The sequence below is a fragment of the Nocardia amamiensis genome, from assembly GCF_015477605.1.
GTDB lineage: Bacteria > Actinomycetota > Actinomycetes > Mycobacteriales > Mycobacteriaceae > Nocardia > Nocardia amamiensis_A.
Genome location: NZ_JADLQX010000007.1, coordinates 230,467 through 251,197, shown reverse-complemented (window position 1 = coordinate 251,197; position 20,731 = coordinate 230,467). Strand labels below are relative to the sequence as shown.

The following is a 20,731-nucleotide window of genomic DNA, read 5'->3' as shown; positions in this document are numbered from 1 at the left end:
GGAGCGCGATGGCGCCTCGCCCGTCGCGGTGACCGTGCTCAACGGACCGCTCCGCGCTCGTCGCACTCGATTACTCGCATGGCGCCTCCGGATTCACTGGGGTCGACTCCGTCAGACGATAGGTGCCCGCGTGATCGAGGATCACGCGGGCACTGGGTCCTGGCCCGATCGCCGGATCAGATGGGCAGTCGGCGGAAGATCGAACGCGGGATGTGCCGCAGGACCATCATCACGTAGCGGAAGCCGCCCGGCGCCCAGACCAGTTCCTTGCCCTTCTGTGAGGCCGAGACCGCCAGCACCGCGACGTCTTCCTTGTCGACGGTGAGCGGGGCCTCTTTGACGTGCGCCGAGAACTTGGTGCGCACCATGCCGGGCCGGATCACCAGCACACGCGGGCCGTGCGGGCGCAGCGCCTCGCCGAGTCCGAGGTAGAAACCGTCCAGGCCGGCCTTGGTCGACCCGTAGACGAAGTTCGCGCGCCGTACCCGTTCACCGGCGACGGAGGACATGGCGATGATCCGCCCGAAGCCCTGCGCCTTCATCTTCTCGCCGACCAGCACACCGACCGAGACCGCCGCGGTGTAGTTGATCTGGGCCACCTGCACGGCCTTGCGCTGGTTCTGCCACAGCTGTTCGGGGTCGCCGTCGAGGGCGAAGGCGACGATGGCGACGTCCACGTCGCCGGAGTCCCACGCGGCGTCGATCACCTTCGGGTGACTGTCGGTGTCCAGCGCGTCGAAGTCGATGACATCGACCTGGCTCGCGCCAGCGGCCTTCATCTGGGCGACCGCGTGCTCGCGCAGCGGATCGCCGGGCAGCGCCGCGAGGGTGATGCGCGCGGGGCCTTTCTTCAGGTACTCCGCGCAGATTGCCAAGCCGATCTCCGAGGTGCCACCCAGCAGCAGAATCGACTGCGGATTGCCAACGGCATTGATCACTGCAGCTCCAGCCTTCTCGCCATATCGGACATGAAAACGCCTGTGGGATCGACGCTGCGGCGGACCTTGATCCACTCGTCGATCCGGGGATACATCTGGTGGAACGTCTCCGCGGTGGTCCGCGAATCCTTCGCGGTGTACAGCCGGCCGCCGAATTCGAGCACGCGCCGGTCCAGTTCGCCGACCAGCTCGTTCAGGCCCCGCTTGATCGGGAAGTCGACGCAGATGTTCCAGCCCGGCATCGGGAAGCTCAGCGGGGCCTGGTTGCCCGGGCCGAACAGCTTGAACACATTCAGCGCGGAGTAGTGCCCGGACGCCTGGATATCGATGATGATCCGCTTGAACTCCTCGACCGCCTCGGTCGGCACCACGAACTGGTACTGCAGGAAGCCGTTGGAGCCATAGCCGCGGTTCCACTCCGCGATCATGTCCAGCGGGTGGTAGAACTGCGTCAGGTTCTGCACCTTGCCGGTGTAGTTGCCGCCCATCCGGTAGTACGCCTCGCCGATGGACATCAGCGTGACCTTGTTCATCGTCCAGTTCGGGAAGATGTCCGGGACGGTCATCAACTGCGGCGCGTCGAACTTCAGCGGCTTGCTGCGCAGCCGCTTGGGCAGCTCGTCCAGCTTCGCCAGCCTGCCGCGGGTGATGGTGGCCCGGCCCAGCTTGGGCAGCGGGCTGATCACATCGAACCAGGCGCTCGAGTAGGTGTAGTTCGCCTCGCTGCCGTCGCTGTGCGCGGCGATGGTCTCGTCGAGCGTCGTGGTCTTCACGCCGTCGTTGAGGAAGTACGCGGTCTCCGTCGGCGCCATCTCGATGGTCGCGCGCAGGATGATGCCGGTGAGCCCGTTGCCGCCGACGGTCGCCCAGAACAGTTTGGCGTTGCGCTTCGGCGTGATGTGCTGCACCTGCCCGTCGGCGGTGAGCAGATCGATCGAGCGCACGTGGTTGCCGAAGCTGCCCTCGCTGTGGTGGTTCTTGCCGTGGATATCGGAGGCGATCGCGCCGCCGATGGTCACCTGGCGGGTGCCGGGCAGCACCGGTACCCAGAGCCCGAACGGCAGGGCTGCCTTCATGAGCTGGTCCAGGCTGACGCCGCCGTCCACGTCCACGATCCGCGTATCGCGGTCGATCCGGTGGATGTTGTTCAGGGCGGTCATGTCGACGACCAGGCCGCCCGCGTTCTGCGCGTGGTCGCCGTAGGAGCGGCCGAGGCCGCGGGCGATCACACCGCGCCGCAGGTGGGCGGGCTTGCCGTCGTTGTCCTCGGCGACCATGGCGACTGCCTTGGCGATCAGTTCGGGATCGCTGGTCGAGAGCACTTCGGAAGAGGTGGGTGCGGTGCGACCCCACCCGGTCAACGTACGGGTGCGCGTCGGAAGAGTGAACGCGTTCCCCGCGGCCGGGCCGTCGTTCGTGACGCCGGCGCCGTTGTCGTTCCCGGTTGTCGTGGTGGCGGTCGGAGCTTTCGTGGACATCGGCATAGAGGCTACAGGTATGACGCCGGATCCGGTCGGGGTCGCTGAACCCACGGGTAGTGACGTACACGTCGCCCGAGAACCGAATCCATCCCGCGGGCCGGTCGGCGCTACGCTCGTCGGCGTGCAAGCCGAACCCCACCTGCCGCTCCCGGCCGAGCTGCCGCTGGTCGACGAGCCGGGCGGCACCGATGTCGACCTCAAGACGCAGATCATCCGGTTCACCCTCACCGGCGGGTTCTCGGCCGTCGTCGACTACGGGCTCTACAGCCTGCTGCTCAACCTGGTCGGCCTACCGGTCAGCGTGGCCAAGTCGATCGGCTTCGTGGCGGGCACCACGACCGCCTACCTGATCAATCGCCGCTGGACCTTCCAGGCCCCGCCCAGCCGCCTGCGCTTCCTCGCGGTGGTCGTGCTCTACGCGGTCACCTTCGCGGTGCAGGTCGGCATCAACGCGATGCTCTACCACGCCTTCGACGAGGTGTGGTGGCGTCAGCCGCTGGCCTTCGTCGTCGCCCAGGGCACCGCGACGGTGATCAACTTCGTCGTCCAGCGCCTGGTCATCTTCAAGATCGGGACCGGACGCTCGGCGGCGTCCGGCGAACGCGGGACCGGGGCCGAAGCAGTCGGCGGGTGATCCGGGGTTCGGCCGTCTTCGCGGCTCTCCGCTTTGGCGCCGAAGTAATCCCCGCCCTTGGCGCGCATGTTGTCGGTGCCCCACTCGCGTTGCTCGCGTGCGGCGGGTACCAGGTGCGGGATGTGTTTGCGGCAGTGGATATATGCCTCTTCGACGTCGACCACTACCCACTGCTGCGCGACGCGGCCCTGGTAGTTGGAGGGTAGGTCGCTCACACTGGCGCGTAGCACGGGGTCGGCGACGATGCGCGCCGAACCGTTGATGTGCAGTCCGATGAGATCCTGCACGAAATCGATCAGCAGAATGCCGACGTGCGGGTTCTCCAGGATGTTGCCGAGGCTGGCCATCACGCCGTTGCCTCGGTATTCCGGATAGGCGATCGTACGTTCGTCGATGACGTGGAGAAACCCGGGCGGTCCGGCGCGAAAACTCGCGTCGCATTCGCCGTGTTCGTCCGCCGTGGCGACGAAGGCCATCTCCATGCGGCCGATGAATTCGATCATGGCGGCATTCAGCCGGTCCAGCAGCTGATCGTCGTAGAACCGCTGGGCACGGTCTTGTGTGCCATACCTTTCCTGCAGTTCGCGCTCGCCGACACTGCCAGTGTGTGTCCCTCGCATCTCCGCCCCTCTGGTCGTCGGAATCAGGATCCACGAGGCTCGACGTTGAACCGCGGTCGCACCGGAAATCCTGTCCATTTTAGATGAAACCCGCACGGCAAAACTTCGAAATCAACGTTGAGAATGCACGGAATACTTCGGTGGCGCAAGGGTTTCCGAAGAGTAGCCAAAAGCCGACCGGACGGAATTTTCTGGGCGGTTCAATTGCCTACCAGCCGCGAAGATCTGGCGTCCGAGCGGCCGCCGCGCAAGCGACGAAGTCGCCAGCGGCGGTCGCTCGGACGCGAGCCACGAACACGCAGCGCCGTAGGCGCTGCGAATCAGACAGAGCTCAAGGTGACCGGGACCCCGTTGAACACGGCGTTGCCGGACGGCACGTCGACCACCGAATCATCGGTGAGCACATTGGCGTTGACCCCGGCGTGTGCGCGGGCGACGGTTTGGGCGCTGTCGACGTGGCCCCAACCGTGCGGCAGGCTCACCACCCCGGGCATGATGGCGTCGGTCGGTTCCAGCGGAACCGTCAGCGTCCCGGCGGCGGACTTCACCACGGCGTGGTCGCCGAGTCCGAGCCGCGCCACGTCGGCGGGATTGATCTGCAGCGTGCAGCGATTCGATCCGCTGACCAGCGGTGCGATGTTGTGCATCCAGCTGTTGTTGGACCGCAGCTGTCGTCGCCCGATCAGCACGAGTTCCGGTGCCGCGTGGTCGAGCCGGTCGCGCATCCGCGCCACATCGTCGAGCAGCGGCTGCGGCGCCAGATCGACCTGCTCGGTAGCCGTCCGCAACACGCCGGGCAGCCGCGGCCGCAGCGGGCCGAGGTCGATGCCGTGCGGGTTGTCCAGCAGTACTTGCAAGTTGAGCGTGCCGCCGTTCCACTCCCCGTATGGACCCAGCCGCAGCATCAGGTCGATGCGCTGCTCGGTGCTGTTCTCGCCGAGCAACTCGCCCCGACGGTCCGCGAGCCCGGCCTTGTGCAGCAGACCCGCGATGACCAGTTCGTCCACGGCGGTGAGCGGGTCGACGCCGTCGGCTCCGTCGTGCGGACGGCCGGTGAGCGCAGCGGCCAGGCGGGCCAGGACGCCGGGCTCCGAAGGCCGGTCGCCCAACGGCACCAGCGGACGCGAATAGCGCGCGTAGTTGCGGACCGCGAACTGCAGCAAGGCGAAATCGTAGTGCGGCGATTGGGTCGGTCGCGGCGGCGGCAGGATCACGTCGGCGTGCCTGGTGGTTTCGTTCACGTACCGGTCCACGCTCACCATGAAGTCCAGCTGGGCGAATGCCGCGTCCAGGCGGGCGCCGCTCGGCGCGGACAGCACCGGGTTCCCGGCGACCGTCACCAGCGCCCGGATCTGTCCATCGCCCGGCGTGGTGATCTCGTCGGCGAGCGTCGCGACCGGCAATTCGCCCATGGCCTCGGGCAGCTCGCGCACCCGGCTGGTCCAGCGCCCGGGGCGAAACGGCCTGGTGCGGGGAATGCCGCCCGCGGCAGCCATGGCGAACATCGCGCCGCCGGGAGAGTCGAGGTTGCCGGTCAGCGTGTTGACCGCGTCGACCAGCCACTGAGTGATCGTGCCGAACTCGGCGGTGCAGGTGCCGATCCGGGCATAGACCGCCGCGGTCGGCGCCGCGGCGAGCTCGCGGGCGAGGCGCACGATCGTCGACGCGGGTACCCCCGTGCGGGCCGCCACCGTTTCCGGGTCGAATGCCGCCGCGGCCGCGCGCAATTCGTCCAGTCCGGTGACCTCGACGCGCACGTCGGTCAGCTGCTCGGCGAACAGCGTGTGCACGATCCCGAACAGCAGATACGCATCGCTGCCGGGACGGATGAACAGGTGCTCGTCGGCCAGCTTCGCGGTGCGCGTCACCCGGGGATCGACCACGACGAAGCGGCCGCCCCTGCGCCGCAGCGCCTTCAGCCTGCCGGGAAAGTCCGGTGCGGTGCACAGCGAGCCATTGGATTCCAGCGGGTTCGCCCCGAGCATCAGCAGATAGTCGGTGCGGTCCAGGTCGGGTACCGGCACGGTCAGCGGATCGCCGAACATCAGCCCGCTGGCCACCTGCTTGGGCATCTGATCGGCCGTGCTCGCGGAGTAGATGTTCCTGGTGCTCAACGCGCGCAGGAGGATCGGTACGTACAGCGTGCCCGCGACGGTGTGCGCATTGGGGTTGCCCAAGTAGGCCGCCGCCGACTGGTTTCCGTGCTCGGCCACGATGGCGGGAAACCGCTCGGCGATGTAATCGAAGGCTTCGTCCCAGGAGGCGGTGCGCCAGGTATCGGTGGTGCGGTCGCGGATCAGCGGTTCGGTCACCCGGTCCGGGTCCTCGTCGAGATGCCCGAAGCTGGCCCCTTTCGGGCAGAGGAAACCCTGGCTGAAGGGATCGTTCCGGTCGCCGCGGACCGAGGTGACGTGGTCGTCGGCATCGAGGGTGAGTTCGAGTCCGCAGACCGCCTCGCAGAGCGGGCAGGTCCGCAGCAGGGTGCGCGATTGCGTGATCGGGGCCATACCCCATCTTGGCGTCCGGCGGTGAAACTGAAAAGAGAACGCTCGATATCCGAAACGCCGAACGACCGGCACCCGGCGGCGCTCTGGGGTGGGGAGCCAGAGCGCCGAGACGGATACCGGTCGCGAACAGGCCGGTCAGCGCGGTCCCGGCCCGCGATCAGCAGGTGAACTGGATCTCGGAAGCGTTCTTCAGCAGGCGATGGTCAGCTTCGCGCGGCGCGGCGCGCGGGCGGCACGGACGGCGGCGGCGACCGCGACGACCGGCGGTACCCACCGGGCCTCGGCGGGCGCGACACCCCAGCAGGCCGAGCCGGCCGAGAGCTGGGTGGGCGGCAGCGGGATGCCCGCGCCGTCGCTGTACACGGTGGCGCCGGCCTCGCGCAGCGCCTGCAGCGCCATGGCGGCCTTGCGGACACCGGTGACCAGGTGGATCTCGCGACGCTCCGCGCCGGGGATCTCGATCACCGGGCCGGACAGGTTGTTGGCGCGCAGGAAGCGGCGGACCTCGTCGGCCAGTTCGCCGGTGACCTCGATGCCGGACAAGTCGTCGTCGGTGATCAGGCTCAGACCGTTGGCCGTTTCGGCGACCGTCCATCCGCGCTGGTTGTAGTCCTGCGCAGCGGCGGTCATCTGGGCCGCCGAGACGGAAGTCGGAAACGTGGTGCGCACTGTCTTCTCCATTCCCCGGTAGATCTCTGGGTCCTGCGTTCATGGGTCGTATCGCCAGGGGCCGCCAGGAGCGTTACGCGATCTTCGGAACAATTTTCTGGAGTGTCGCCTAGGTCTCATTTCCCAGCGGAACGACCGTGTGCCGCCGAGCATCCCGCCGTGGCTCGCAGGTGTTGTTACGCAGCCACTTTCGCTCGCCGACCGAAACACGCGCTGGGTCGGAGCTGTGAAACTGCTGGGGACGGTGTGATTGATGTTGCATGCGCGAAAACTTCCCGGTCGGCCCCGTTTCCGGGCTGGATCGCGCCGCGGCGAACGGGGAGGATTCTCGGCATGAGGGAGCGCAGCGAGCGAATCATCGACACGGCGCGCGTCGCGCATGCCGAGCCGAGCGTCTGCGAGGCGGGGGCATGAGCGTCAGGCCTGGAGCGGATGAATCGAACGACGCCGGGGTGCCTGCCGGCGGCGGGCACGCGGAGGAGTTCGAGGCCGAGTCGCGATGGATCGCGCGGAAGGCGGCCGAGCGGTACGCCCGCGAGGAGCCCGAAGAGGAACTCGCCGAGCCGTTCGGCAGCCCGCGGGCGTTCATGCAGTGGAGCGAGGCCGCCGCGCGCGCCCTGCTCGACGTGCAGTTCCATCGGCCGGCCACCCGTACGCTGCTGCCGCTGGCCTACATCCTCGGGTTGGTGTTCGCCATCGCCGTGCCGATCGCGCTGACTGTCTCGATGTGGCGCGTGTCGGCGGTGTTCGGTGTGCTCGCCGCGCTGCTCGGGGTTCCGCTCGCCCTGACCATCGCCGCCGCCGTGCGCCTGATGCTCGAATTCCTGGTGAACGCCTCGCGTCTGGCGACCAGGGTGGAGCACATCAGCGAGCTGGCCGACGATCTGTTCCAAGCGCTGGCCGATGTGGCGGAGCCGGTCAACCAGCTCTCCGAAGACGTTCGGGCGGTCCAGTTCTGGCGTTTCCGCAAGCGCACCCCGCGCAGGTAGGAGCGCGAAATACGTTGCGCGGCCGCCGTTTGGCGCCGAAGTGACACCGGCCTGACTGAGACACGTGCCGTGACCGGTGTAAGTTTCGCTGTGAACAATGCTGTTCGGATGGCCCCGAACATCCAGGGGGTATCCGAGAAGGTGGGCCGCGTGCCGACCGGACGTGATCGGTCGCAGCGCGGTCGGTGTACGGATAGAAGGGGGGAAGTATGGGTCTATCGCAGGGGACCACCGGTTCGACCATGCCGCGGCGGCAACTCGGCCGCCAGCTCCGCGATCTGCGCAACCGGGCGGGGATGACCACGCGGGTGGCCGCGCAGCAGCTGGAGTGGTCGGAGGCGAAGATCTGGCGGATCGAGACCGGGCAGACCTCGCTGCGCGGTCTGGACGTCGAGGCGATGTGCAAGATCTACGGCGCGCCGTCCGAACTGCTGGAACCGTTGACGGCGTTGGCCCGCGACACCAAGGCCAGGGGGTGGTGGACCGCTTATGGCGACGTCATCCCGGAGGGCTTCGAGGTCTACATCGGGCTGGAGGAGGCGGCCGCCCGGCTGTCCACCTACGAGAACGAACTCGTGCCAGGCCTGCTGCAGACCGAGGGCTACACCCGCGCGGTGCTCTCGGCGGCCCATCCGGAACTGTCCGCCGACGCGGTGGACCGCCGGGTGCGGCTGCGTCAGGCCAGGCAGGCGCTGGTCACCCGCGCCGACGCGCCGTTGCGTTTGGATGTGCTGATCAACGAGGCGGTGCTGTGGCGGCGTGTCGGCAGCCCGGTGGTGACCGCCGAGCAGCTCGATCACCTGCGCCGCATGTGTGATCTGCCGAACGTCCGAATCCGCGTGGTGCCGATGGATTCCGGGTATCACGAGGGGATGAGCACGGGCAGGTTCGTGCTGCTGGAGTTTCCCGAGGTCGGTACCGGGGAACTGCCCGAACCGCCCGTGGTGTACGTGGAGGCGTTCACCGGATCGATCTATCTCGACAAAGAGCACGAGATCACGCGCTTCCGCGCGGCTTTCGCGAGTATCGAGGCAGTGGCGGTCGACGCGCGTGCGGGCATCGAGAACGTGCGCATGGACCTCGGATAGCGCCGCGCGTCAGCACTTGGGCGGGCCCGGCAACTCCCACGTTTCGTTCAGGACGGCCCGATGGGTGGGCAGCGCCTGCTCGTAGACTTCGCGGCCCTTGTCGGTCAGGCAGACGAACACGGCGCGGCGGTCTTCGGCGCACATGGTGCGCCGCACCAGGCCGTCGCGCTCCAGCCGGGCCACCGCGCGCGACAGCGCGCTCTGGCTCAGGTAGATGTCGCCCGCCAGATCGCTCATGCGGTAGTCGCCGCAGTTGGCGTCGATCAGCCGGTCCAACGTCTCGAACTCGCTGAGTCCGATTCGATGCCGGCCCTGTAGTGCTTTCTCCAGCGCACAACTCACCGCCGCGTGCCGGTCGAGCAGAGCACGCCACTCGTCGACCAGCCCGGCCGGCGCGGCGGTGCGCCGGGCCGTGTGCACCGTGGACTGCTTCGACATGGGCTCATCTTAGTGGTCCGCGCAGTCGTATGCAACCGCATTAAATGTGTTGGCATTTAATGCACACGCATGTAATGTCCTCCGCATGACTTCACCAGCAACGCTCTCGGCCGCCCCGGCGACCGATCCGACCACATGGTCCGCCCGGCTTTGGGGCATGCTGATCACGCTGTGCATCGTGCTGTTCCTCGATGGTCTCGACGTTTCGATGATCGGTATCGCGCTGCCGTCCATCGGCGCGGAACTCGATCTGTCCACCTCCACCCTGCAGTGGCTGGTCAGTGGCTACGTGCTCGGTTACGGCGGTCTGCTGCTGCTCGGCGGACGCACCGCCGACCTGCTCGGGCGGCGCAAAGTGTTCCTGATCGCGCTGGCGCTGTTCGCCCTCGCCTCGCTGGTCGGTGCTCTGGTCAGCTCCGGTCCGCTGCTGATCCTCACCCGGTTCGTCAAGGGCCTGGCCGCCGCGTTCACCGCGCCGACCGGCCTGTCCATCATCACCACCAACTTCGCCGAGGGACCGGCCAGGAACAAGGCGCTGTCCATCTACACCGTGTTCGGTGCGGGCGGCTATTCCATGGGCCTGCTGTTCGGCGGTCTGATGACCGGTGTCGGCTGGCGCTGGACCTTCCTGCTTCCGGTGCCTGTGGCGCTCGCCGCGCTGGCCGCCGCCTACGTGCTGGTTCCGAAGGACAAGCCCGCTGAAGAAGGCGGCCACGACCTGCTCGGCGCGCTGCTGTCCACCGCCGCGATGCTGCTGCTGGTCTACACCGTTGTGTCCGCGCCGGAAGCGGGCTGGGCCTCGGTGCGCACCATCGGCTCGTTCGTCGCGGTCGCGGTGCTCTTCGCCGGATTCATCGCGGCCGAGCGGCGGGTGCGCTACCCGCTGGTGCGCCTCGGCATCCTGCGCAAGTCCTCCCTGGTGCGTGCCAGCCTGGCGATCGTCGCGGTGGCCGGGTCCTACTTCAGCTGGCAGTTCATCGTGACCCTGTACCTGCAGGACACCCTGGGCTGGTCGCCGCTGAAGCTCGCGATGGCGCTGCTTCCGGTGGGTCTGCTGGTCGTGCTGTCGGCGTTCTTCTCCGACCGGCTGGTCGATCGGTTCGGCACCGGGCCGGTGATCGCGGTCACCATGGTCGTGATGGCCGTCGGCTACCTGCTGTTCCTGCGGCTGGACACCACGCCGTCGTATCTGACCATGCTGCTGCCCGCGGTGCTGCTCATCGGCATCGGCTGGGTCGGCTTCCCGGCCATCAACATCCAGGCCACCAATGGCATCGATGACGACGAACAGGGCTTGGCGGCGGGCGTGTTGCAGACCGCCATGCAGGTCGGCGCGGCCATCGTGCTCGCGGTGACCACGGCGATCATCTCCTCCGGCGCGCACGCCGACATCTCGGCGGCCGGGATGCTCGACACTTACCGGCCCGGCCTGGAGTTCGTCGCCGGCGTGTCCATCGTCGGCGCGCTTGTCGCCCTGCTGGCCTTCGTGCCGAAATATCGCGGGCAGCAGCAGGCGACGGCCGAGACGAAAGAGCTCGAGCTCGTCGGCTGATCACCGCGCGTCGAGCGCCGTCACCGTACCGGGTGGCGGCGCTTCGGCGTTTGCGGCCGGCTCGAGCCGTCGCTCGGCCCGGCACCACGGGCTACCCGGATGCGCCTTCGCAGCTCAGGAGAACGGCGGGGCCACCGTGTCTTTCGCGGAACGGATGAAAGTCAGCTCCTGACCGTCGCGACCGACCCGGGGCCACTCGATACCCAGCGTGGGATCGAAGGCGTCGATGTCCCGGTCGAACTCGGGCTGATACTCCAGCGAGCACAGATAGGTGACCGTCGACCTGTCCTCCAGCGAGAGGATCGCGTGCCCGAGGCCCTCGGACAGGAACACCGACCGCCGGTCGACGTCGTCGAGCAGCACGCTGTCCCAGCGCCCGTAGGTCGGCGAGCCAGGGCGCAGGTCGACGACCACGTCGAGGAACGCACCGCGCACACAGGTGACGTATTTCGCCTGACCCGGCGGATCCTCGGTGTAGTGGATGCCGCGCAGCACCCCGGCCGCCGAGACCGAGCAGTTCACCTGCCGCAGGTCGAACGCCCGCCCGGTCGCCTTTTCGAACTCCGATGCCTTGAATCCTTCGAGGAACATGCCGCGATCGTCGCCGTGCTGGCGCGGGGTGACCACCCACGCGCCGGGCACCGCGAGTTCTCGGAACTCCATGCTCACCAGTCCCGTCCGCGTTCGAGCAAATCGAGCAGGTAGCGGCCGTAGCCGGAGCGGATCATCGGTTCGGCGAGCGTGCGCAGCTGCTCGTCGTCGATGAAGCCCATCCGCCAGGCCACTTCCTCGGGCACGCCGATCTTCAGGCCCTGCCGCTCTTCGATGGTGCGCACGTAGTTGGCCGCGTCCAGCAGTGAATCGAAGGTGCCGGTGTCCAGCCACGCGGTGCCGCGGGCCAGCACGTCCACGCGCAGCCGCTCCTGTTCCAGGTAGGCGCGGTTGATGTCGGTGATCTCGTACTCGCCCCGCGCCGATGGCCGCAGCGACCGGGCGATCTCGACGACATCGTTGTCATAGAAATACAGCCCGGGAATCGCGTAGTTCGACCGGGGAGCCTTCGGCTTCTCCTCGATGGACACCGCGCGCCCCTCGGTGAACTCCACGACGCCGTAGGCCGTCGGATCCGAGACCCAGTAGGCGAAAACCGCGCCGCCGTCGATCCCGTGGAAGCGGCTGAGGCTGGTGCCGAGCCCGGGGCCGTGGAAGATGTTGTCGCCGAGCACCAGTGCGGCGCACTGAGTGCCGATGTGGTCGGCGCCGAGAACGAAGGCCCTGGCCAGGCCGTCCGGCTCGGGCTGGACCACGTAACTCAAGTCGAGGCCGAACTGGCTGCCGTCACCGAGCAGCCGCGTGAACGCGTCGGCGTCCTCCGGTGTGGTGATCACCAGGATGTCCCTGATCCCCGCGAGCATCAGCGTGGAGAGGGGGTAGTAGACCATGGGTTTGTCGTAGACCGGGACCAGCTGCTTGCTCACCCCGCGCGTGATCGGGTGCAGCCGGGAGCCGGTGCCGCCCGCCAAGATGATTCCGCGCATGGTTGGAGTCTGCCAGTTTCGCGGCGCCGGGATTCGATGAGGTTCCGACTAGTCTTCGATTCGATTACGGACGTTTCGTTTCCTCCTGCGTCAGGCGATCCTGTTGCGTAGGTCACGTGTGCACGGTGTTCTGAACGACATCGTGCGAGATGTCAGCGCCGACAGCTCGCCTGGGCGACCTCGGTCCGGTCGTGACTCGGCGCGCCAGTGTGAGGTAGGTGCGCGATGTCCGACCTTGACGCCCAGTTCGGACGCCGGCATGGCGTGCGAGCCCCTGCCGGAGACGGCGAGCCCGGCGTGGTGATGAATCCGGAGGGCCCCAGCGCGCAATCACGCTTGCTGTTGGCGGCGTGCATGGGTGTGCTGCGGCCCGTGCTGCGGACGTTCCCGGTCACCAAGGCGACCATTCCGATCGGCGCCGCCTCGGTGAACGGGCTGGCATGGTTGCGGCCGGAGCCGCGCGGCATCCACCGGGAGCAGGTATCGCTCAACGGGTTCCACTTGGAGATCATCCGGCCGGCAGGCGCGGCGCGTGCGCTGCGGCACGGCGCGCTGCTCTACACGCATGGCGGCGGTTTCGCGATCTGCAACACCCGCAGCCACCGGCCGATCGCGGCGAGCCTGGCCCGCCGTACCGGACTCCCGGTGATCAACGTCGAGTATCGCCAGTTGCCCGGCCGGCGCATCGAGCAGTCGGTGCGGGACTGCCTGACCGCCTACCGATGGCTGCTGCGCCACGGCGCGAATCCCGCGCGGATCTTCTTCGTGGGCGACTCGGCGGGCGGATACCTCGCTTTCGCGACGGCACTGCGTGCGCTGGCCGCGGGACTGCCCGCGCCGGCTGGGCTGGTGGGGCTGAGCCCGCTGCTGGATCTGGACTATGGCGCGAAGCGGGACTACATGAATGCCGCGCGCGATCCGTATATCCCGTTGTCGGCGTTGGAGGCGGTGGTACGCATCGGTGCGGAGGTCGACGGTGTACTAGATCCGGCCCTGTCACCGGTGAACGCGGCGCTGTCCGCGCTGCCTCCGGTGCTGCTGATCGCCGCCGAGGCCGAGCTGCTGCGGTTCGACTGCGAGCTGATGACGCAGCGGCTCACCGCGGCGGGCGTGCCGAACGCGCTGGAGCTGTGGCGCTGCCAGGTGCACGCCTTTATGAGCATCGCGCCGAACCTGCCGGAGAGCAGGGCGGCGCTGGCGCGGGTTTCGCGGTTCGTGCGGGCCCGCATCGAGGACGAACAGCAGGCTCGGACGGCCTGACCGCCCGGCCTCTCCGAGGCGAGCCCCGCCCCGCATCTGGACGGGACGGGGCTCGCGTCCGTCCGGACTCGTTCGGCGTCGGGCGAGGCGCGACCTGGCCCGCGCAATGGAGATTAATTTCCAAATCGAAGTTCATCGGACCTAATAGGGCAGGTCACGGCTATAAAAATAGTCGTCGTTCGGTATTTGTTCAGCATTTGTTCATCTTTGCCATAGCCGTCATGAATAGCAAAGCCCCGCCGCGTAGCGCAGCGGGGCTTTGCTCGGTTTTCAGTTGTATGCGTTCAGCCGCGGATTACTTGGCCGGCGGGTTGAACGGCTGGTTGATCGTGGTGAAGTACTGGATCGCCGCACCGATCGCGACCGGGGCGGTGATGAACAGCTGGCCCGCGACGGTGCCGAGGGCGCCGACCGCGATGATGCCGCCGAGGCAGCCGATGGCCGCGGCCGGGATGAACGCGCCGAACAGGCCGACGATGGTCGCCGAGGCGACGGTCGCGCCGGCGATGCCACCGAGGACACAGCCGACGGCCGCGCCGCTCAGGCCCCCGACCAGGGTGCCGATGGAGGCGCCGGTCGAGATGGTGTCCTTCATGCGGTTGAACGCGGCCGTTTCACGGTCGTACTCGGTCTTCCACGGCGCCTTGTCCTCGAACGGCAGCGCGACCGGCTTGTAAACAGCCTTTTCCATGTCGAGCTGCGGGGTGAGGGTGGCGGTGCGGTCGGAGATGTCGGCGGCGATCGGGAACTCGAAGTCGTCCACGCGGAAGGTCAGCGGCGCGCCGGCGACGACGGCGCCGTTGGCGGCCTTGACCTTGAAGACGCCGTCCTCGACGACCATGGAACCGGCATCGGTCGTGATGATGGACTGGGTGTCGGTCGCGTGCGCGGTGAAGTTCACCGCGCCGCTGTCGGCTTCGGTGTCCGGAGCCGCGTTGACGGTGCCGGCGGTGACGCCGAGGGCGGCGATCAACAGCGCCGACGTCGCGGCGAATTTCCTCATCAGCATTTTGTTTCGAACCTCGATCTGAAGCATTCGGAGGGGACTAGACGAGCAAAATCTAGAGCAGCTAACGAGTGGTGAACCCGTTGTGACTGTTTATTCAAATTTTGTTCACCGCGCGGACTCGCGGCTCGGTGGGGTTGTGGAAATCTGGGCGTTGACCGGGCATTTCCGCAACAGACCGAACCTGCGGTTCTCATCGATGGGAAAGAGATGAGACGAAGGTCACAGATCGAAACCCTGGAAGTTCCTCTGCGGCACCGGGCTTCGAGTCCGTGGTCGGCGCGACCGTACCCGACGTAGAGTCATGGGGTGCGATTGCTCGTCACCGGCGGAGCCGGATTCATCGGCGCCAACTTCGTCCAGCAGACCGTGTCCGACCATCCCGATACGACCGTCACCGTCCTGGACGCCTTGACCTATGCCGGGAACCGGGCCTCGCTGGATCCGGTGGCCGACCGCATCGATTTCGTGCACGGCGACATCGCCGACCTGGATCTGGTCGACGAGCTGGTCAGCGGCGTCGACGCGGTGGTGCACTTCGCGGCCGAGTCGCACAACGACAACTCCCTCGCCGAGCCATGGCCCTTCGTGCAGACCAATATCGTCGGCACCTATTCGCTGCTGCAGGCCGTGCGCCGCCACGATGTGCGCTACCACCACGTGTCGACCGACGAGGTATACGGCGATCTGGCGTCGGACGACCCGGCGTTCACCGAGACCACGCCGTACAACCCGTCGAGCCCGTACTCGGCCACCAAGGCGTCGAGCGATCTGCTGGTGCGTGCGTGGACTCGCTCGTTCGGTGTCCGGGCCACCATCTCCAACTGCAGCAACAACTACGGGCCCTACCAGCACGTGGAGAAGTTCATCCCACGCCAGATCACCAACCTGATCGATGGGGTGCGTCCCCGTCTCTACGGCGCCGGGCACCAAGTGCGCGATTGGATCCACGTCGACGACCACAACCGCGCGGTGTGGGAGATCCTGCGGCGCGGCCGGATCGGGCAGACCTACTTGATCGGCGCGGACGGGGAATTGGACAACAAGTCCGTGGTGCGGCTGCTCCTGGCGGAGTTCGGGCGAGATCCCGACGACTTCGACCACGTCACCGATCGGCCCGGTCACGACCAGCGCTACGCGATCGACGCGACGCTGCTGCGCACCGAACTCGGCTGGCAGCCGCGCTACGCGGACTTCCGCGCCGGACTGGCGGCGACCATACAGTGGTATCGGGACAACGAATCCTGGTGGCGGCCGGTCAAGGCCGACACCGAGCGCGCCTATCACGAGGCGGGAGAGCGGACTCTCAGCGCGGCCGGAGACTGAGCGGCACGAATAAGAAACCCCGCCCGCACTGAGATGCGCGGGCGGGGCTTCGGTTCGTTTTAGTTGTGCACGCCAGGTTGTGGATTACTTGGCCGGCGGGGTGAACGGCTGGTTGATCGTGGTGAAGTACTGGATCGCGGCGCCGATCGCGACCGGAGCGGTGACCAGCAGCTGGCCCGCGACGGTTCCGAGCGCGCCGACCGCGATGATGCCGCCGATGCAGCCGATGGCGGCGGCCGGGATGAACGGACCGAACAGGCCGACGATCGTGGCGGCGGCGACGGTGGCGCCGGCGATGCCGCCGAGCACGCAACCGACGGCCGCGCCGCCGAGGCCGCCGACCAGGGTGCCGATGGCGGCGCCGGTCGAGATGGTGCTGGTCAGGCGCGACCAGGCGGCCTGCTCACGGTCGTACTCGGTCTTCCACGGCGCCTTGTCCTCGAAGGGCAGGGCGACCGGCTTGTAGACCGCGTGGGACCGGTCGAGCTGCGGGGTGAGGGTGGCGGTGCGGTCCGAGACGTCGGCGGCGATCGGGAACTCGAAGTCGTCCACGCGGAAGGTCAGCGGCATACCGGCGACCACGGCGCCGTTGGCGGCCTTGACCTTGAAGACGCCGTCCTCGACGACCAGGGAACCGGCGTCGGTCTTGATGATGGACTTGTTGTCGGTGGCGTGCGCGGTGAAGTTCACCGCGCCGCTGGCGGCTTCACCGGCCGGGGCCGCGTTGACGGTGCCGGCGGTGACGCCGAGCGCGGCGATCAGCAGTGCCGACGTCGCGGCGAATTTCCTCATCAGCATTTGTTCGGAACCTCGATCTGAAGCGTTCGGGGACTAGACGAGCAGAAACCTAGTCGAAGAGTGGCCAGATCGTGACGTGTCCGTGATTGACTATTAATTGATCTTGTGCTGGATGAAGCGTCGAACTCCTACGCCCGCTTGAGTTTCCGCGATAGGTAACATGCTGTTCACGTGAATTATGTGATACATATCACATTCATTCGGCATGAATTGCCGACTCGACCTGGCATACGAGCAGGTCAGCGGTGTTCGGATGGTGGTCCGTGGGAGCGCGCCGTCCGCCTGCCCCCGCACCTCGAAGTTGTCGGCGGAGTTGCTGAGGTGATCGGCGATAGGTGCTCGACCCTGCTGCGCGCCGAACGGTGGCTGTCGGCCGCGCGATCCGGCCTTCCGTATCGCACTCGCGGCGACCGTCGAGTGGTATCGGGCAACGAATCCTGGTGGCGGCCGGTCAACTCCGATGATGGCGGCCGGTCGATCCGATCCCTGCGCGCGCCAGGAGAGCGGACGCTCAGCGCGGCCGGAGACCGAAACGGCCGCGGTGCCCGGGTACGAATCCCGTGCGCCGCGGCCGAATGAGGTTGCCGCTCAGCCCCACACGATGGTGTAGTACTTCGCCGCCGCCGCGATGAGCGCCGCGCTCGTCGTCACGAGCACGGTGACGGCCGGACCCACCGTCGGGGTCTTGCCCGCGGTATCGGTGAGCCGCAACGGCATCCAGCGCAGCAGCACCGCGAACGCGATGATCGCCAGCGGCACGAAGTAGCGGCCTTGTACGCCGTCGACGATGTAGTAGCCGACCGGCGTGAACGACATGTAGAGCGTCACGTAGATCATCGCCACGCTCGCCGCCACGGTGAGCGCGACGATCAGCGTGCGGCGGAAGGCGGGGGCGTCCATCCGCTCGGCGATGCCCAGACTCACCGCGAACGCGAGCAGGCAGGCCAGCATCGAGATCGCGGGAACGTCGATGTAGGCGAAGCCGAGCTCACCGAAGAACTGGCTGAACCAGCGCTGGTCGCGCAGCGCGATGCTCTCGCCGAAGACGTGCACGAACTCCGGCGGGTCACGGAGGATGCCGCTGAGCTGGTCACCGGGGCGCACCGAGTGCCACTGGTGCTGCGGCCGCATCAGGCCCATGCCGTCGCCGGTCGGCGCCGCGATCTTCATCCACACCGCGAATGCGAGCGCGCCCGTCGCTGCGAAAACCCATGGGATCCAGCGCTGCCAGCCGCGGAATCCGAAACGGTCGGCGGGCACCAGCACGACGAGCAACGCGAGCAGCACGTACGTGGGCTTGCTCACCGGCAGCAGGACCGTCGCGGCCAGCAGCGCGCCGATCTCCGCCCGGCCCAGTCGCTCGCCGAGGAACACTGCCTTCACCAGCAGCGCGGAAACCATGATCGCCAACGCGTTGGTCATGGTGTCGGCGGTGACCGTGCCCGCCTGGAACACCGCGATCGGCAGCACCGCGACGGTGAACGCGAGCCACTGCACCCGGTGCGCGCGCAGCGCGTACAGGCCGAAGCCGACCACCGCGAGGTAGGCCGCCAGCCCGGCGAGCCGGGTGAGCAGGAGCAGGCCGCCGACATCGAGCCCGAGCAGTTCGCCGAGCCGGATGCCGATCGCGGCCGGGGTATAAGGCACCGGCGAGTAGGCGGCGGTATTGGTGAACCACACCGGTTCGGTGGCGTCCGAGACCGCGGCGCTCGTCAACTGCTCGTAGTGGGCGGGGCTCTCGACCATGGGGTCCGGCTCGTCCGGGTTGGTGGTGTAGTCCTTCAGTGCGTAGCCCATCAGCACGGTGATGCTGGAGGGAACCTCGCCGCCGTAGGCGATGCCGCGGTCGTCTTGAATCCGCTGCGGCAGGAAACCGCCGTGCGCGACCTGGTAGGCGCGGCCGAACTGGGTGATCTCGTCGTGACCCCAGAACGGCGGCGTGAGCACCGTGAACAGGGCGCCGAAGATCGCCGCGAGCATGGTGAAGGCGATCGTCGCAGCGCCGAAACGCGCCACGGCTCGGTGGGCGAAGCCTTGCCCGGACCCGCCCGCAGGTGTCGGCTGCGTCGCGTCGGTCGCCGGTAGTGGTGCGGTGTCGGTCGCGGGTAGCGGCGCGGTGTCCGCGGGAGTTGTCAGATCCTTGTCAGGCGTCGCGGTCCGATCCGCCGATGTGGTCAACGCCCGGCTCCGCCGTCGCTGGCGGCGTCATAGGTGTCGTTCAGGCGCTGATCGTCCGCGCCAACCGCGGCGTACCGCAGGTAGACCAGGCGCGCGGCTTCGTGCCTGGAACGCCGGATGCCGTCCAGGATCAGGCCCGCGGTCCAGGCCAGGCTGCCCAGCAGCAGCAGGGTGAAGCCGAGGAACAGCGTCGGGAACCGCGGCACCTCATGGGTGTTGTAGAACTCGACGACGATCGGGATGGTCAGGATGATCGAGACCAGCCAGCTCAGCGTGCCGAACAAACCGTAGAAGGCGACCGGCCGCTCATGCCTGGCCAGCCCGATGATCAGCGCGAGGATCTTGAACCCGTCGTGGTAGGTGCGCAGCTTGCTCTCACTGCCCGCGGGACGGTCCCGGAAGCCGACCGGTACCGCGGTCCGCGGCACCCGCAGATGCAGTGAATGCACGGTGAGCTCGGTCTCGATCTCGAACTCGCGGGAGACCGCGGGAAAGCTCTTCACGAAACGGCGGGAGAACACCCGGAAGCCGGAGAGCATGTCCTCGACGTTCTCGCCGAACACCTTCCCGACCACGCCGTTGAGCACCTTGTTGCCGGTCTCGTGTCCCGCGCGGTAGGCCGAGGCGCCCTCGTCCTGCTTGCGCACGCCGAGTACGTGATCGTAGGGGCCGTCCAGCAGGGTCTTGATCATCAGCGGCGCGGCCGACGCCTCATAGGTGTCGTCGCCGTCGATCATCAAGTAGACGTCGGCCTCGATGTCGGCGAAGGCGCGGCGCACCACGTTGCCCTTGCCCTTGGTGTACTCGTGCCGCACGATCGCTCCGGCCTCGCGGGCCCGCTCGGCGGTGGAGTCCGTACTCAGATTGTCGTAGACGTAGACGACGATGCCCGGCACAGCGGCCTGCAGGTCGGCGACGACCTTGGCGACCGAAGCCTCTTCGTTGTGACACGGAACCACGGCGGCAATACGAAGCTCGGTGGAGTCCACCCCGGTCAATCCTCGCGATCGGTGCTGAATGTGGGAACACGGGGAGGGTACAGGGAACCCACCGCGGACGCGTGGCCGACCTCACCGCGTGCGGAGACGGAATTTCCCCTTACGGCCGGTTCCGCCGGGCTGCGGTACCGTCGGGCCGTGCCATCCCGTGAGTCCACCGCACCCGCCGCCGAGCCCGTGACCAAGGAGCCGGGATCGCTCGTCCGCACGGTGCTCACCGCGCTGCGCCGAGGCGGCGCCTTCCTGGTCGTCGGCGCGATCGGGTTCCTGGTAGACGCGGGCACGTACAACCTCCTGGTGTTCTGGGGCGGCGAGGGCCTGCTCTATCACTACCCACTGCCGGCCAAAATCATCGCGATCGCGGTGGCAACGGTGGTGACCTACTTCGGCAACAAGTGGTGGACCTTCGCCCACAAGCAGACCGGCAACCCCGGGCGCGAGTACCTGCTGTACGCGATGTTCAACGTCGTCGCGATCGGCCTGCAATTGGGCTGCCTCGGTTTCTCCCGTTATGTGCTCGACCTGTCCACCCCGCTGTCGGACAACATCTCGGGCACCCTCATCGGGCAGATCGTGGCGGTTGTGTTCCGCTATTGGGCGTACGACAAATTCGTGTTCACGGGGGCTCGCGAGGATACGGGCAACACCACGGACAACGAATCGGCGAACGTTCAGCAATAGTTCAGGCAACGGGCGGCGCGGCTACACGGC

18 protein-coding genes and 1 pseudogene are annotated in these 20,731 nt (G+C 67.5%); 7 read left to right on the top strand and 12 right to left on the bottom strand.

Translation table 11 applies throughout. The features are described 5' to 3' along the window. Positions 1–176: 176 nt before the first annotated feature. Both IU459_RS12515 and IU459_RS12510 read right to left on the bottom strand, forming a co-directional pair. Positions 177–938 (bottom strand): decaprenylphospho-beta-D-erythro-pentofuranosid-2-ulose 2-reductase, encoded by a 762-nt coding sequence (locus tag IU459_RS12515; RefSeq protein ID WP_195129658.1) that lies wholly within the window; start codon positions 936–938, stop codon positions 177–179. Continuing rightward, entirely contained in the window at positions 935–2,422 is a 1,488-nt protein-coding gene (locus tag IU459_RS12510) for an FAD-binding oxidoreductase (RefSeq protein ID WP_228837778.1), read from the bottom strand. The genes IU459_RS12515 and IU459_RS12510 overlap by 4 nt, the downstream gene beginning before the upstream one ends. Positions 2,423–2,435: 13 nt before the next feature. Between IU459_RS12510 and IU459_RS38445 the strand changes: the two are divergent. Further along, a pseudogene (locus IU459_RS38445) lies at positions 2,436–2,990 on the top strand (GtrA family protein); the annotation flags it as partial. Here IU459_RS38445 and IU459_RS12505 read toward each other — a convergent pair. The 3 genes from IU459_RS12505 to IU459_RS12495 all read right to left on the bottom strand — a co-directional run bounded on the left by IU459_RS12505 (position 2,909) and on the right by IU459_RS12495 (position 6,849). Then, complete coding sequence (locus IU459_RS12505) at positions 2,909–3,673, bottom strand: pyridoxamine 5'-phosphate oxidase family protein (RefSeq protein ID WP_195129657.1); 765 nt, start codon at positions 3,671–3,673, stop codon at positions 2,909–2,911. The pseudogene IU459_RS38445 and the gene IU459_RS12505 overlap by 82 nt on opposite strands. A gap of 320 nt (positions 3,674–3,993) precedes the next feature. Then, on the bottom strand, positions 3,994–6,180 hold the full coding sequence (locus IU459_RS12500) for a molybdopterin-dependent oxidoreductase (RefSeq protein WP_195129656.1): 2,187 nt from the start codon (positions 6,178–6,180) through the stop codon (positions 3,994–3,996). 189 nt (positions 6,181–6,369) lie between these two features. Further along, positions 6,370–6,849, bottom strand: coding sequence for a hypothetical protein (locus IU459_RS12495; RefSeq protein WP_324198843.1), 480 nt, complete (start codon positions 6,847–6,849; stop codon positions 6,370–6,372). A 410-nt stretch (positions 6,850–7,259) separates the two neighbouring features. On the opposite strand from IU459_RS12495, the gene IU459_RS12490 reads away from it, so the two are divergent. Continuing rightward, the gene (locus tag IU459_RS12490; protein ID WP_195129654.1) at positions 7,260–7,838 is read left to right on the top strand and encodes a DUF4282 domain-containing protein; all 579 of its coding nucleotides are present in this window, start codon (positions 7,260–7,262) and stop codon (positions 7,836–7,838) included. 209 nt (positions 7,839–8,047) lie between these two features. Then, positions 8,048–8,926: a helix-turn-helix domain-containing protein gene (locus tag IU459_RS12485; protein ID WP_195129653.1), complete on the top strand. Its 879-nt coding sequence runs from the start codon at positions 8,048–8,050 to the stop codon at positions 8,924–8,926. Positions 8,927–8,935: 9 nt separating this feature from the next. Here the strand turns inward: IU459_RS12485 and IU459_RS12480 are convergent, their stop codons facing one another. Further along, positions 8,936–9,364, bottom strand: a complete 429-nt coding sequence (locus IU459_RS12480) for a MarR family winged helix-turn-helix transcriptional regulator (protein ID WP_195129652.1) — start codon at positions 9,362–9,364, stop codon at positions 8,936–8,938. Between the two features lie 85 nt (positions 9,365–9,449). Between IU459_RS12480 and IU459_RS12475 the strand changes: the two genes are divergently transcribed. Further along, on the top strand, positions 9,450–10,916 hold the full coding sequence (locus tag IU459_RS12475) for an MFS transporter (RefSeq protein ID WP_195129651.1): 1,467 nt from the start codon (positions 9,450–9,452) through the stop codon (positions 10,914–10,916). Positions 10,917–11,030: 114 nt separating this feature from the next. Here IU459_RS12475 and IU459_RS12470 read toward each other — a convergent pair whose 3' ends face one another. Next, positions 11,031–11,579, bottom strand: a complete 549-nt coding sequence (locus IU459_RS12470) for a dTDP-4-dehydrorhamnose 3,5-epimerase family protein (protein ID WP_195129713.1) — start codon at positions 11,577–11,579, stop codon at positions 11,031–11,033. A gap of 2 nt (positions 11,580–11,581) precedes the next feature. Continuing rightward, on the bottom strand, positions 11,582–12,454 hold the full coding sequence (gene rfbA / locus IU459_RS12465) for a glucose-1-phosphate thymidylyltransferase RfbA (protein WP_195129650.1): 873 nt from the start codon (positions 12,452–12,454) through the stop codon (positions 11,582–11,584). A gap of 225 nt (positions 12,455–12,679) precedes the next feature. On the opposite strand from rfbA, the gene IU459_RS12460 reads away from it, so the two are divergent. Beyond that, positions 12,680–13,714, top strand: coding sequence for an alpha/beta hydrolase (locus IU459_RS12460; RefSeq protein WP_195129649.1), 1,035 nt, complete (start codon positions 12,680–12,682; stop codon positions 13,712–13,714). Positions 13,715–14,009: 295 nt separating this feature from the next. Here IU459_RS12460 and IU459_RS12455 read toward each other — a convergent pair whose 3' ends face one another. After that, positions 14,010–14,723 (bottom strand): hypothetical protein, encoded by a 714-nt coding sequence (locus IU459_RS12455; RefSeq protein WP_195129648.1) that lies wholly within the window; start codon positions 14,721–14,723, stop codon positions 14,010–14,012. 306 nt (positions 14,724–15,029) lie between these two features. Between IU459_RS12455 and rfbB the strand changes: the two genes are divergently transcribed. Continuing rightward, on the top strand, positions 15,030–16,046 hold the full coding sequence (rfbB, locus tag IU459_RS12450; RefSeq protein ID WP_195129647.1) for a dTDP-glucose 4,6-dehydratase: 1,017 nt from the start codon (positions 15,030–15,032) through the stop codon (positions 16,044–16,046). Between the two features lie 84 nt (positions 16,047–16,130). Here rfbB and IU459_RS12445 read toward each other — a convergent pair whose 3' ends face one another. The 3 genes from IU459_RS12445 to IU459_RS12435 form a co-directional block, all read right to left on the bottom strand. Next, on the bottom strand, positions 16,131–16,844 hold the full coding sequence (locus IU459_RS12445; RefSeq protein ID WP_195129646.1) for a hypothetical protein: 714 nt from the start codon (positions 16,842–16,844) through the stop codon (positions 16,131–16,133). A 588-nt stretch (positions 16,845–17,432) separates the two neighbouring features. Then, positions 17,433–19,022, bottom strand: coding sequence for a DUF2142 domain-containing protein (locus IU459_RS12440; protein WP_228837777.1), 1,590 nt, complete (start codon positions 19,020–19,022; stop codon positions 17,433–17,435). After that, entirely contained in the window at positions 19,019–20,011 is a 993-nt protein-coding gene (locus tag IU459_RS12435; RefSeq protein ID WP_195129645.1) for a glycosyltransferase, read from the bottom strand. Before IU459_RS12435 ends, IU459_RS12440 begins: the two co-directional genes overlap by 4 nt. A 147-nt stretch (positions 20,012–20,158) precedes the next feature. Here IU459_RS12435 and IU459_RS12430 point away from each other — a divergent pair, with 147 nt between their 5' ends. Beyond that, entirely contained in the window at positions 20,159–20,701 is a 543-nt protein-coding gene (locus tag IU459_RS12430) for a GtrA family protein (RefSeq protein ID WP_324198842.1), read from the top strand. The last annotated feature ends 30 nt before the right edge of the window (positions 20,702–20,731 follow it).

Excerpts from the sequence above, each read along its gene's own strand:
- IU459_RS12490 (WP_195129654.1), top strand. The coding sequence starts at position 7,260 with ATGAGCGTCAGGCCTGGAGCGGATGAATCGAACGACGCCGGGGTGCCT.
- IU459_RS12460 (WP_195129649.1), top strand. The coding sequence starts at position 12,680 with ATGTCCGACCTTGACGCCCAGTTCGGACGCCGGCATGGCGTGCGAGCC.
- rfbA (WP_195129650.1), bottom strand. The coding sequence starts at position 12,454 with ATGCGCGGAATCATCTTGGCGGGCGGCACCGGCTCCCGGCTGCACCCG.
- IU459_RS12500 (WP_195129656.1), bottom strand. The coding sequence starts at position 6,180 with ATGGCCCCGATCACGCAATCGCGCACCCTGCTGCGGACCTGCCCGCTC.
- IU459_RS12455 (WP_195129648.1), bottom strand. The coding sequence starts at position 14,723 with ATGCTGATGAGGAAATTCGCCGCGACGTCGGCGCTGTTGATCGCCGCC.
- IU459_RS12505 (WP_195129657.1), bottom strand. The coding sequence starts at position 3,673 with ATGCGAGGGACACACACTGGCAGTGTCGGCGAGCGCGAACTGCAGGAA.
- IU459_RS12485 (WP_195129653.1), top strand. The coding sequence starts at position 8,048 with ATGGGTCTATCGCAGGGGACCACCGGTTCGACCATGCCGCGGCGGCAA.
- IU459_RS12510 (WP_228837778.1), bottom strand. The coding sequence starts at position 2,422 with ATGCCGATGTCCACGAAAGCTCCGACCGCCACCACGACAACCGGGAAC.
- IU459_RS12445 (WP_195129646.1), bottom strand. The coding sequence starts at position 16,844 with ATGCTGATGAGGAAATTCGCCGCGACGTCGGCACTGCTGATCGCCGCG.
- IU459_RS12475 (WP_195129651.1), top strand. The coding sequence starts at position 9,450 with ATGACTTCACCAGCAACGCTCTCGGCCGCCCCGGCGACCGATCCGACC.
- IU459_RS12480 (WP_195129652.1), bottom strand. The coding sequence starts at position 9,364 with ATGTCGAAGCAGTCCACGGTGCACACGGCCCGGCGCACCGCCGCGCCG.
- IU459_RS12470 (WP_195129713.1), bottom strand. The coding sequence starts at position 11,579 with ATGGAGTTCCGAGAACTCGCGGTGCCCGGCGCGTGGGTGGTCACCCCG.